Source organism: Williamsia sp. Y853, from assembly GCF_056786495.1.
In genome coordinates this window covers 174,372-186,739 of the sequence record NZ_JBXCJC010000001.1, presented here as the reverse complement: position 1 = coordinate 186,739, position 12,368 = coordinate 174,372, and the positions used below count along the sequence as shown (strand labels likewise).

The 12,368-nt window shown below is 63.8% G+C and carries 10 protein-coding genes; 3 read left to right on the top strand and 7 right to left on the bottom strand.

Annotation, left to right across the window (positions count from 1 at the left end; genetic code table 11):
* The first annotated feature begins 106 nt into the window (after positions 1 to 106).
* Both AC1TPF_RS00960 and AC1TPF_RS00955 read left to right on the top strand, forming a co-directional pair.
* Positions 107 to 622: a gluconokinase gene (locus tag AC1TPF_RS00960; RefSeq protein ID WP_482142249.1), complete on the top strand. Its 516-nt coding sequence runs from the start codon at positions 107 to 109 to the stop codon at positions 620 to 622.
* Positions 622 to 2,019, top strand: coding sequence for a GntT/GntP/DsdX family permease (locus tag AC1TPF_RS00955; protein ID WP_482137034.1), 1,398 nt, complete (start codon positions 622 to 624; stop codon positions 2,017 to 2,019). The genes AC1TPF_RS00960 and AC1TPF_RS00955 overlap by 1 nt, the downstream gene beginning before the upstream one ends.
* 16 nt (positions 2,020 to 2,035) lie before the next feature.
* Here AC1TPF_RS00955 and AC1TPF_RS00950 read toward each other — a convergent pair whose 3' ends face one another.
* From AC1TPF_RS00950 to AC1TPF_RS00940, 3 genes are read right to left on the bottom strand one after another with little or no spacing between them, the layout of a single operon-like run.
* Complete coding sequence (locus AC1TPF_RS00950; RefSeq protein ID WP_482142248.1) at positions 2,036 to 3,679, bottom strand: MFS transporter; 1,644 nt, start codon at positions 3,677 to 3,679, stop codon at positions 2,036 to 2,038.
* 56 nt (positions 3,680 to 3,735) lie between these two features.
* Positions 3,736 to 4,053: a PQ-loop domain-containing transporter gene (locus AC1TPF_RS00945; protein WP_482142246.1), complete on the bottom strand. Its 318-nt coding sequence runs from the start codon at positions 4,051 to 4,053 to the stop codon at positions 3,736 to 3,738.
* Between the two features lie 45 nt (positions 4,054 to 4,098).
* On the bottom strand, positions 4,099 to 5,145 hold the full coding sequence (locus AC1TPF_RS00940) for a class I SAM-dependent methyltransferase (RefSeq protein WP_482142244.1): 1,047 nt from the start codon (positions 5,143 to 5,145) through the stop codon (positions 4,099 to 4,101).
* Between the two features lie 126 nt (positions 5,146 to 5,271).
* Between AC1TPF_RS00940 and AC1TPF_RS00935 the strand changes: the two genes are divergently transcribed.
* Positions 5,272 to 8,097: an AfsR/SARP family transcriptional regulator gene (locus tag AC1TPF_RS00935; RefSeq protein WP_482142242.1), complete on the top strand. Its 2,826-nt coding sequence runs from the start codon at positions 5,272 to 5,274 to the stop codon at positions 8,095 to 8,097.
* Between the two features lie 22 nt (positions 8,098 to 8,119).
* Here the strand turns inward: AC1TPF_RS00935 and AC1TPF_RS00930 are convergent, their stop codons facing one another.
* From AC1TPF_RS00930 to fmdA, 4 genes are all read right to left on the bottom strand, one after another.
* A complete protein-coding gene (locus AC1TPF_RS00930) occupies positions 8,120 to 9,082 on the bottom strand; it encodes an SMP-30/gluconolactonase/LRE family protein (protein WP_482142240.1) in 963 nt (320 codons plus the stop codon).
* 148 nt (positions 9,083 to 9,230) lie between these two features.
* On the bottom strand, positions 9,231 to 9,770 hold the full coding sequence (locus tag AC1TPF_RS00925) for a DUF1097 domain-containing protein (RefSeq protein ID WP_482137037.1): 540 nt from the start codon (positions 9,768 to 9,770) through the stop codon (positions 9,231 to 9,233).
* 84 nt (positions 9,771 to 9,854) lie between these two features.
* The gene (locus AC1TPF_RS00920; protein ID WP_482137038.1) at positions 9,855 to 10,895 is read right to left on the bottom strand and encodes an alpha/beta fold hydrolase; all 1,041 of its coding nucleotides are present in this window, start codon (positions 10,893 to 10,895) and stop codon (positions 9,855 to 9,857) included.
* A 43-nt stretch (positions 10,896 to 10,938) separates the two neighbouring features.
* Complete coding sequence (fmdA, locus tag AC1TPF_RS00915; protein ID WP_482137039.1) at positions 10,939 to 12,195, bottom strand: formamidase; 1,257 nt, start codon at positions 12,193 to 12,195, stop codon at positions 10,939 to 10,941.
* Positions 12,196 to 12,368: the final 173 nt, after the last annotated feature.

Genomic DNA, 12,368 nt, shown 5'->3' with positions numbered 1-12,368 from the left:
GCTTGCTCGTGTACCAAAGAACTGGTTTTATGACGGACAACCTTACAAAAGTATGACTATTGAAGTGGGATCTGCGGTGGGTCAGCAGACGTGGCGAGGAGAAAGCATGCGATCAGCTCTGGTTGTGATGGGGGTGTCGGGTTCGGGCAAGTCGACGGTCGGCGCTGCGCTCGCGCAACGGCTCCGCGTCCCGTTTGCTGACGCCGACGACTTTCACCCTGCTGCCAACATCGCGAAGATGTCGGCGGGCCATCCGCTCGACGATGCCGATAGGTATCCCTGGCTCGAGACGATCGGCGGATGGCTCGCAGAGCACGGCGACGGTGGCGTGATGAGCTGTTCGGCGCTCAAACACAAATACCGTGACCAACTCCGTGCGCACTGCCCGACGGTGCGATTTGTGCACCTGTCCGGCACGCCAGAGGTGATCGGACGACGCCAGGCCAGCCGGCCCGGACATTTCATGCCGCCGTCGCTGCTCGCCTCACAGTTCGAGACCCTCGAACCTCTCGGGGCCGATGAGCACGGTTACGAGATCAACATCGACCAAACCATCGACGAGATCGTCGAGGCCTATGTCGCCGCCGCCGGCGTCGACCCGAGCATCTCCGAGGAGAACTGATGAACGCCGGATCCATGGCTGTGCTGGCAGCCGATACGGAGTTGCCTGAACCCGTAGCACCCGGATGGCAGCTGATCCTGGCGGCGCTTGCCGGTATCGCGGTGATCGTCGTTCTCATCACCGTCGCGAAGTTTCATCCCTTCCTCGCGCTGGTCGGCGGTGGCCTCACCGTGGGAATTGTTGCCGGTGAAGCGATTCCGGACGTACTCGACTCATTCACCAAAGGATTCGGATCCACCGCCGCCGGCGTCGGAATCCTGATCGCGCTCGGCGCGATGTTCGCCAAGCTGCTCGCCGATTCCGGTGGCGCGGACGAGATCGTGGACACGATCGTCGGACATGCCTCACCGCGCATGCTGCCGTGGGCGATGGCACTGGTCGGCGCGATCATCGGCCTGCCGATGTTCTTCGAGATCGGCCTGGTGCTGCTGATGCCGGTCATCTACCTCGTCGCGCGACGTTCCGGACTGTCGCTGGTCACCGTCGGTATCCCGGCATTGGCCGGCCTGTCGGCGATGCACGGTTTTGTGCCCCCGCATCCGGGTCCGCTGGTCGCCATCGATGTCATCGGTGCCGACCTGGGCACCACGCTTGCCCTGGGTGTTGCGGTCGCGGTCCCGACGATCATCGTCGCGGGACCGCTCTTCGGAAAGCTCGCGGGCCGTTGGGTTGTGCTGCCGGTCCCGACCACATTTGACTCCGACCCGGCCGATGGTGAAACCACCAAGCGGCCGTCCTTCGCCATCACCATCTTCAGCGTGCTGCTCCCGGTTGTCCTGATGCTGGGCAAGGCGATTGCCGAGATCTTCATCGACAACGATGATCAGATCGTTCGGCAGGTCCTCGACGTGATGGGCACACCGGTCATCGCGTTGCTGATCGCCGTTGTCGTTGCGATGTTCACCCTCGGCCGGGGTTCCGGCATGGATCGCGACACCATCGCAAAGTGCACGGGCGCAGCACTTCCGGCCATCGCCGGCATCCTGCTGATCGTCTCCGCGGGTGGCGGGTTCAAGCAGGTGCTCGTCGACAGTGGTATCGGCACACTTCTGGCCGACTGGGCCAAAGAAGCCAATATCTCGGTCATCCTGTTGGCGTGGGTCCTTGCCGCACTGATCAGGCTGGCGACCGGCTCGGCGACCATCGCGACCATCACCGCGTCTTCACTGATCCTCGGACTCATCGACGGACTCAGCAGCGGCGAACTCTCCCTGGTGGTGCTGGCCATCGGCGCCGGTTCGGTGTTCTTCTCCCACGTCAACGACGCCGGCTTCTGGCTGGTCAAGGAGTACTTCGGGATGTCCGTCGGCCAGACGATCAAGACCTGGTCGATCATGGAAACCGTTCTCTCGGTCTCCGGCCTGATCATGGTCCTGCTGCTCGGCCTGCTGATCTAGCCGCCGCGAAGGGCAGCTAGTCCGTCGTCTGGACTGCTGCCGCCTGCGTGCCTGCCGGCGCTCGCGGGATCCGGCCGGTCGCGAAGAGCGCGGCGACGGCGAGTAGGGCTGCGAGTGCAAACGCCGCCTGCAACGCCTCCAGACGGGCATCGGAGTTCACGTCGATCACCGCCGAGGCCGTGTCTGCAGGCACGCCTGCCTTCGTCAACGATTCCTGGAGTTGGGTGTTGGACACGAACGGCACTCCGGACGCGAGTTCGGTTGACGCCTGTTGCGCGACGGACGCGGGGACGTCGGGGTTGTCCTCGAGGCCCGAGATGGCGGACGTGGTGAGCGTGGCGATGAGGATCGAGCCGATCAATGCGGTACCGAGCGATGCACCGAGATTGGTCGCGGTGTTCTGCAGCCCGCCGACCTCGGCACTCTGCGAATCGGGAACCGCGGATACCGTCACCGCGCCCAACTGCGAGGACAGTGAGCCCAACCCGAATCCCATGAAGAGCATCGGGATCATGACGACGCCGGCATTGGCCCCGGGATCCATTCCGGCGACGAGGATTCCGATGCCGATGATCATCGACGTCAGTCCGATCCGGATGACCCGGCGTGGATTCGCCTTCGGCCAGATCTTCGGTATCCCGATGGCAGCGACTATCAAAGCGATCGACAGCGGCAGGATGCGGACACCGGTTTGCAGGGCGCTCAATTCGAGAACCACCGACAGGAACAGTGGGACCGCGAAGAAGACGCCTGCCTGGACGAGGAACTGCGCGAAGAACATCGACAATCCGCCGGTGAGTTGCCGATTGCGGAGCATCGCCGGATCGATCAGTGGATCGCCATCGGTCTCGGCGAGATGTGTCTCCCAGCGCAAGAAGCCGTAGAGGACGAGCAGACCGCCGAGGAGTAGCCAGATCACTGGCGAGAGGCCGACGAGTTCGGTGCCGCCCGGCTTGGCCTGCACCCAACCCCATTCGCTCGAGCGCAGGACGCCGTAGACGAACATGCCCAGACCCGCGACGGACAGGACGGACCCGACGACGTCGAGCCGGATGCGGACCGGTGGTACGTCGTTGATCTTGCGCAGTACCAACAGGATTGCGACGACGATCACAACCTCGCCAACGAAAACGTAACGCCATGAGGCGAATGTCGTGACCGCACCGCCGAGCAGCGGACCCACCGCGACGGCCATCGCCCCGGCCGCCGCCACCAACCCGTATGCGCCTGCGCGACGGTCGGCCGGGAAGTTCGCGGCCACCAAGGCGACGATCGCGGGCATGATGAGCGCCGCCCCGATGCCCTCGAGCAGAGACCACCCGATGAGCAGCACCGTCAGATTCGGGGCCAGGGCGGTGATCGTCGAGCCGACGCCGTAGATGATCAGCCCGATCGCGAAAGCGCGGCGCCGTCCGAGCATGGTCCCGATCTTGCTGCCGGTGATCATCAGGCTCGCCATCACGAGCGTGTACATCGTGATCGCGGTCTGGATCCCGGTGATCGTGGTACCGATGTCGTCGGCCACCGTTGCCATCGAGACGTTCATGACCGAACTGTCGAGTGTCATCAGGAACTGCCCTGATGCCAGTACCGCCAGGACCAACCCAGAGCCTGTTTTTGCCGCCACCGCAGGTGCCCCTTCTCGACTGGTTGAGGTCACCCTATATCCGTCAGACCAGCAATCTCTCACGCTTTCGGATGATTCCGCGAGACCTTTCACCGCGGTCGCACGGTTGGCGGCACGGTGTCGTGGGTATGGCCGGAAGCTTCCGGTGACAGCACCACGTACCGCACGTACCAGAACAGCATGAGTCCGGTGCTCAACGTGTGGAACAGGTGCAGCACGAGAACCGGTCCGAGCGGTAGATGCAGGACGTAGATGAGATAGATCAGATTGCCGATGTTGGCCAGGGCGATGTTGCCGGGACTGTAGGAGTTCACGTCCTTGGTGCGCCATGCCTTGGTCAACATCGGCAGTGTGCTGAAGGCGAACACCGCGGTGGCGACACCGCCTGCGACAACCGGGATGTCCATGTCGGCCTCTCTGGGTGGGTGGGGTGTTCTCGGTGATGAAACGAGTCAGGGACGGATTTCGTAGACGTTGTTGAACGCGGTCTGCGCGGCCAACCGGAACCTGGTGAATCCGGCCTCGTCCACGATCTGACGTAGTGCCGATTCGGGTGCCTGCGCGCCGAGTGCGTAGCCACCCGACTGGGACAGGGCGTTGGGGACGCAGAGGAACGTCGATCCGCTGTAGTAAAGGCGCCCAACCGGATTGAATGTGTCCTCGACCTTCTCGGCCGTGGCTGGTTCGACCAGGAGCCACGTGCCGTCGGCTGCGATGGCCTTGCGAACCTGCCGGGCCGCACCAAGTGGATCGCCCATGTCGTGCAGGCAGTCGAACATGGTGATCAGGTCGTAGTCGTGACCCGAAAATGCTTGTGCCGTACCGACTTCAAACGTGGCACGATCTCCGACCCCGGCATTGGCGGCGTGCTTGCGCGCGAGATCGATGGACTCGTCGTGGTAGTCCACACCGACGAATATGCTGTGCGGAAATGACTGCGCCATCAAGACCGATGACGAACCGAGACCGCAACCGATATCGGCGATCGATGCTCCCGCACTGAGTTTCGCTTCCACCCCGTCGAGGGCGGGAATCCAATTCGGGATCAGCTCGGCGGCATAACCGGGACGATAGAAGGCGTCGGTGCCGGTGAACACGCTGTGGTCGTGTTCGTGCCAGCCGACGCCGGTGCCCGTACGGAATGCCTCGGTGATCGCGGGTTCCGATCGCAGGTAGCCGAGGATGCCCACGAACGCTGCCGACACATTCGGGCCGTTCGGGTCGGCCAGAGCGAACGCCTGTTCGTCGGTCAACGAGAACTCTCCGGTGGACGACTCATATGACACGTATCCGCCCGCGGCCTGCCCCCGTAACCACTCCGTCAGGTACCGCTCATCGCAATCGGTTCGCTGTGCGAATGCCTCCGGTGTGGCCGGCCCCTGCGCCAGAGCGCGGTAGAGGCCGAGACGGTTGCCGACGGCGATCGAACCGGCGGCACCGGCGGCGCCCATGTCGGTGACGACCCGGCCGAGGAACTCCATGACCTTGTTTTCATCCATCTGACTGCTCCTTCAAGTGAGTAACTGATGCGGTGAACCGGTCCAACCGGTCACACTGAACAGCGTCGATGCAGTGGCAGACACGTCGCTGACATCGGCAGGCACGGCGCTGACAGGAGGTGGGCGATGGTTGACGTTGCGCTGTCGCCGCCGGTCCGGGTGGAGGTCCTCGGGCCGCTCCGACTCGTTGTCGATGGCGTCGCTGTGGATGTGAAAGGTCCGAAACGCCGGGCGGTTCTCGCGATGCTCGCGTTTGCGGCGGGTAGGACGGTGCCGGTTGGTCAGTTGGTGGACGCGTTGTGGGCATCGGAGGCACCGGCGTCGGGACGATCGGCGCTCCAGGCGCATATTTCGCGCCTACGGGGACATCTCGGTCCGGCGTCGGCGCGACTACAGGCGATCGCTGCCGGCTATCGCCTCGATCTGTCACCGGAGGAGCTGGATTTCTTGCAGGCGCGGCAGTTGTTGTCGCAGGCCAGAAGTCGATTGGATCGTGACCCGGCCACGGCTCTGGATCTGCTGCGGAAGGCAGACGAACTCTGGCGTGGACCACTGCTCGCCGACCTGACCGACATCACGGATATCGCAGTCGCGGTCGAGGAATGTCGGCAGTTGCACCGTGAGGTGACCGACACCCTGATCCACTGCGCGATCGAAGCCGGAGTCGCGGGCCAGACCGTAGGACTGGCCACGTCCTGGCTGGCAACCGACCCGCTGCGGGAGCCTGCGGTGTTGCTGGCGATGCGAGTCCTGGCGGCGACCGGCGAGTCGTCGGAGGCACTGTCGGTCGGACGACGATTCCGGGCCCGGTTGGCCGACGAGATGGGTCTGGATCCGTCCCCGGCGTTGTCGACGCTCGAACGTGAGATCGCCGGTGGCGCCACGGGACCGTCCGCCGTGATGTCGGCGAGTCCCCGATTGCTGCGGACGCGACTGATCGGCCGTGATCAGCAGGTGGCCGAGTTGCGGGAACTGCTCAAAAAGGAACGGCTTGTCACACTGGTCGGTCCCGGGGGTGTGGGGAAGACGAGTATCGCGATGGAGATCGCTCGCAGTGCATCGGAGGTGACGGTCCTGCTGCTTGCGCCGCTGACCGACCCTGCAGCCGTACCGCATGCGCTGGCGGCGGCGTTGAACGTCAACGTGATTCGAGGTGATGTGGTCAGTGCATGTGCCGCAGTGCTCGGCGACCGCGAGCAGATGGTGTTGGTGGACAACTGTGAACACCTGCTCGACGCGGCTCGCGACGTGATCGTCAGCCTCCTCGATGCCTGCCCGCGGCTGACGATCTTCGCGACGTCCCGTGAATCATTGGGACTTCCAACAGAACTCGCGTGGCGCCTGCTGCCCTTGCCCCTGCCTTCCGGGGATCGTGACGGTTCGATGGCGCCGTCGGTGGAGTTGTTCTTCGATCGCGGTCGCCGTGTCCGCCCGGATCTTGCACCGACAGCCCTGCAACTGGACACCGTCGGTGAGATCGTCAGCCGACTCGACGGGATACCACTGGCCATCGAGTTGGCCGCGGGACGATTGTCGACCTTTACGCTGACGGACCTGCGTGACCGGCTGGACCGCTCGCTGGACTTGCTCGGTGGTGGACGCCCGACCGGAGACCTCCGGCATCGCACTCTGCGCTCGACGATCGAGTGGTCGTATGACCTGCTGGATCCCGATGAACGACAACTGTTCCGGCACCTGACAGTCTTCGCCGACGGCATCGATCTGACGGCAGCGGAACGACTCTCGGCTGACCTGGACATACCCGGCGACCCCGGTGCGATACTGGCTCGGCTGGTCGATGCGTCGATGATCATCGTCGACGTCTCCGGAGGCACCGCCCGATACCGAATCCTGGAGACGATTCGTACCTTTGGCAGTGATCGGCTGGTCGCTGCGAACGAGAAGGAGTCGGCCGAGGAGTTGTTGCTGGACTGGGCAATCGAACGGTCTCACGACATCGGTGCGGCCATGATGACCGATCGCGAACCCGAAGCGGATGCGGATCTGCGCCGCGAGTTGGGCAATTTGCGTGCCGCGTGGCGACTGGCCCGGAGTCGCGGGTCGATGGACGCGGCGGTATCGATGATCAACTCACTCTTCGACGCGATCTCGTATCGCGACCTCATCGAGTTGCGCGGGTGGGCTCAGGAATTGGCCGCAGACGTCGACCTGCTCGCGCACCCGGGTGCGGCGTTCACATTCGGCGTGGCGGCGGAGGCGGCGTACCACAGCGGGGATCACACACGCGCCGAGTCGCTTTCGCGCATCGGGCTGGACTGTGCCACACACCCATCCGACACCTGGACGTGCCTGGCCACCCTGTCCGTGACGGCCCTGGCCCGCGGCGACTACCCGGAGGTTCTGGAATACTGCCTGGCCGCGGAAAAGGTGACGCCGCGGCCCGCTGAGCCGCTGGGGGTCGCGGCGCTGGCCGCGACTTATTCAGGAGACATCGAGGCGGCCCGGACCTTCATCAGTCGAGGCAGGGCCGGCGCGAACTTCCCCTCGATGATTGCGTGGAACGAGTATGTGAGCGGCGAGATCGAGAACTTCGCAGGCAACGGCCTGATCGCCGAAGGGCACTATGTCCGCGCGATCGAACTGGCCAGGACCACCGGTGCCACGTTCCTGATCGGCGTGGCCACCGTCGGGTTGCTGACCGTGCGGTCGCGCAGCGGTCGCATTCGAGAAGCACTTGATGGATACCGCGACGTGATCGATTATTTTGCGGGCACCGGCAATTGGACGCACCTCTGGGCCGCGTTGCGCAATCTCGCCGACCTGCTCGACGAACTCGGCGACCACCGATGCGCGATGTTGCTGCACACCGCCGCGGACCAGGCACCCGATGCACCCGTGATCGATCGCCCATCGGCCCCGCGCATCGTTGTTCCGGACCGAACGTCTCTGCTGGAATCAGCCCGAGCCGCCATCGACCAACAACTCCATTGACCGTGCCCAACCGGGCTACTGGCTACGGTGCTGCGGTGGTCGCGTTCGGATCGAAGGCACCGGGGATCTCATAGATGTTGCCGTCGAAGCCGGCTCGGAACAGACGTCCTTTCGAGAACCCGGAGTCGCTGCGGCCGTAGGAGACCACGCTCGACGCCGGTAGTCCGGATGCCAGGGCGCAGAACCTGTTCGGTCCGTCGACCCGCAAGATCTCGCCACTGATGTCGGTGGGGACGATCGGCCGGTTCTGGGAGTCCAGCGTCAGACCATCGGCCGCCGCGATCACGTCGCCGCCACCGAATGTGACCAGAGACTGTGGTGCGCCGGGGTTGTTGACCGGGATCCGGCTGACACCCGGATTGACGAATGTGCGTGAGACGTAGAGGTATCCGTCATTGTTGCCGAGTACCGCGCCGTTGGCGCTCGGCAGGTTGGCCCAATCCGGCTGCACGGCCCCGTTGGGGAACACCCGTCCGACCAGTGCGCCGAAATCGTTGGTGGCGTAGATGGTCCCGTTGCCCGCCACCGCCAACCCGTTCGCCGCGCTCAGCCCGGTGACAAACGGGGTCAATTGTCCGGTGGACGGCGAGAACTTCGCGATGGAGGCGGCGCGCACCACATCGCCGACGAGAACCCGTACGTCGGCGCCATAGCCGACCAGAAGCGTGCCGTCCGGGGTCCAGGCCAGGGCTCCGCCGCCGCCGTTGGGGACGGTCGCCACCGGTACGGCACCGGCTCCGGGGCGATCGATCCGGAACAGGCGGCCGCTGATCAGATCTGTGGTGTAGAGGCGACCGGCGGGATCGACGGTGAGACCCTCGAGCGCGGCACCGGGGACCCGGGCGACCAGTACCGGCGCTTGCCCGGCACCTGGACAGGTCGCTGCGGCTTGTGCCGCCGGGGCTCCCATCACGGATATCGTCGCCGTGATCAGGGCGGCGCTCGCAATCAGACGTACTGCAGCACGCAGTGAGAAGTTCGACATAGTGGCCTCCCAGCCCAGTCGGATGTTTCCAGCTTAGGTGCTCACCGACACCGTTGGTGGCGATGTCCGACTTCAGATCAATGTCCGGATCAGCGGCCCGACATCCCGCCACCCGGGAGCCGGCAGCGGGTGACGGGAACCGAGATCGTCAGGTCGCCGGGCTGGGTTCGGCAGCGTCGAGACGTGTGGCTTTCACATTCATGAGTCGCACACCGAGGTATGCCGCGAGCGGACCGAGCGCGCTCATCGCGGCGGAGCTGACGGCAGCAGCACCCAGATTTCCGGCGTCGAAGCCGAAACCGCCGAGGTAGGTTGCGGTCACCGACGCGAATCCGAAGAACATGCCTGGAATCAGGCTGAAGAGCGGAAGGCGTCCGAGCGTGAGTAGCGATGCGTTCACCACGAAGATGATGATGGCGAGCGCAAGTGTCTTACCGAATGTCCCGCCACCGATATGTGGGCTGATGGTGTTGTTCACGTAGAGGGCGACAACGCCGAACGCGGTGCCCGCCGTGGTGGCGATGACCATCTTCGTCGCGTTCTCACGCGACGGACCGCCGAGCAGAAAGATCCCCGCCCAGGTGATGAAGATGGCCCAGGTGGGCATGAATAGCGGACTCATCGTGAGAAAGACCGTCGCAAAAGCCACTATCGATGCGCTGATCTCATGGGGGAGTGTGAATTTCATGGAGGTCCTGACATAGAGGTGGAGTGGGTGTGACCGAGACAGTCGGGTGGGTTCGGGAAAACCCACCCGACCGATGGATGAAAGTCAGCTCAGGCCACCCGGTTTGGCGAGCAACTCAAGGAGTGCGGCATCGATGAAATCGATGTCTTCGGGATTCTTGCCACCACCGGCGAAGTGACCCCAGATCCCGGGCATGATGCGGAGTTCCACATTGCTCATGTGACTCACGGCCCAGGCCTCGTCCTCCGGCGGGAAGTAGAGATCCTTTTCGGCGGGGATAACGATGGACGTCGCCCGGATGGACCCAAGCGCCGCCTCGGTGTCACCGTTGAATCCGGGTGTGAGACCGACATCTCCGTTGCGCCAAGTCCAGATCATCGTCAACAGGTTGTTCGGGTCACGTCCATCGAGGAAGAAGCCCTCCCAGAAGCCGACCACGAAGTCTTCCAGTGACGTGTAGCCGAGTTTCTCGTACTCTTTGTGCCAATAGAACGCCTGCGAGAAACCCCACCCCGCATAGACTCTCGCGAACGCACGGAGTCCGACGATCGGAAGGTCATCGCCGTACCATCCGTTCGCAAACTTGGCGTCCGCCTTCAGTGCGGCGGCGATACTGTCGAGGAATACCTGGTTATGGGGGGCCGTCCGCGGGGATCCACAGAACGGTGCGATGCGTTCGACCATCTCGGGATAACTCACGCCCCACTGGTAGGTCTGTCCCGCACCCATCGACCACCCGGTGACCAGCGCGAGTTTCTCGATACCGAACTGCTCGGTGACGAGCGCGTGCTGAGCACGGACCTGATCGTAGAAGGTGATGTCGGGGAACCGTGGTCCGGCATAGGCCCCCTCGGTGTTGCTCGGGGACGTCGAGAGGCCGTTGCCGATCATATTCGGGATGATGATGAAGTAGTTCGCAGGGTCGAGCGCACGGCCTGGGCCGAGCAACCACTCGTTGTCCCAGTGTCGGCCGGAGTACCACGTCGGATAGACGATGGCATTCGACTTGTCGGCGTTGAGCTCACCGTAGGTGGTGTACGCCAGTTGTGCGCCACGCAGGGTGGCGCCGTGCTGGGTGGTGAAATCTCCGAGTTCGAAGATGTGCACTTCGGTTTCGCTCATCATTGGTTCTCTCTGCTTGGAAGGTTGGATGGGTTGTTGAAAACGGTTACATGGCAGCGGAACTCGTCGCGCATTGACCCCTGTCTACACTCACTGGCCCGGCCGCCGACGGCCTGATTTCGAAATCGAAGATGGCGGTCGGCAGGTAGAGCGTGCAGCACGAGTTGGGGGTGTCGACGACGCCGCTCAGACGCCCCTCGATCGGTGCAGAACCGAGGAGCAGATATGCCTGCTCACCGGTGTATCCGAACTTCTTGAGGTACTCGATGGCGTTGAGGCATGCATTGCGATATGCCAGGGTGCTGTCGAGGTAATAGTTGGTGTCGGTTTCATGGTCAACCGAGATTCCGACAAAGGAGAGGAACTCGCTGTAACGCGGTTCGACGTTGCCGGGCAGGAAGATCGGGTTGGTGGTCACCCCGTAGGTCTCCATGCCGCCCTTGATCAGATCGACCCGTACATCGACGAACCCACCCATCTCCACGGCGCCACAGAATGTGATCTCACCGTCGCCCTGACTGAAGTGGAGGTCGCCGCCCGAGAACAAGGCACCCTCTACGTGGACCGGATAGAACACCCGTGAACCGCGACTGAAGTTCTTGATGTCCTGGTTGCCGCCGTTTTCGCGTGGGGGAACGGTCCGCGCGCCCTCCTCTGCAATTCGGGTGGCAACCTCTCCGGTGGCCAGTCCGGTGACCGCGTTCTTCGCCAGGGGTGGCAGCGCCAGCGCCGGCACCCGGTGAGGGTCGGTGTCGATCAAGGCCTGTTCGCGGATATTCCAGCGCGATAGCATCTTTGCCGATGGTGCGGTGCCGAATAGTCCGGGATGGGTGATACCCGTGTATTCGACACCAGGTATGTGTCGGGATGTCGCCTTCTGGCCGTGGAAATCCCACACCGCCTTGAGGGCATCCGGATAGTGGTCGGTCAGAAAGCCGCCGCCGTTCTTCTTCGCGAAGACGCCTGTGTAGCCCCATCCTTCACCCGATCCGGGACCCGCAGCCTGTGGCACAGGTCCGATGTCGAGGATGTCGACCACGAGGAGGTCGCCCGGCTCAGCGCCTTCGACCGCGATCGGACCGCTGAGCATGTGGACCTTGCTCAGGTCGACATCGCGGACGTCATCGGCCGAATCGTTGTTGCCGATCTGATTGTCGGTCCAGTCGCGGCACTCGAGGCGGAACTCTGCACCAGGCCGGACGGTCGCGACGGCCGGGATGTCGGGGTGCCAGCGGTTATGGCCTGGCACCATTTGATCTTTCATGAGTTTGGCCTGGTCGACATCGAAGAGGACTTCGGGCACGTGATTCTCCTGATTCGTGGGATGTTGCTCGGTACGACCGGGGTTGGTCAGGGGCGTGGAAGGAGGGCGTGGCGGGGGTTTGTGGTCCCGGCCGGCCGGGCGCGTGCGGCTTCCGGGACGTGACGGGTGATGGTGGGTTCGGAGGAGCTGGCTTCGCTGAGTTCGCGAACCAG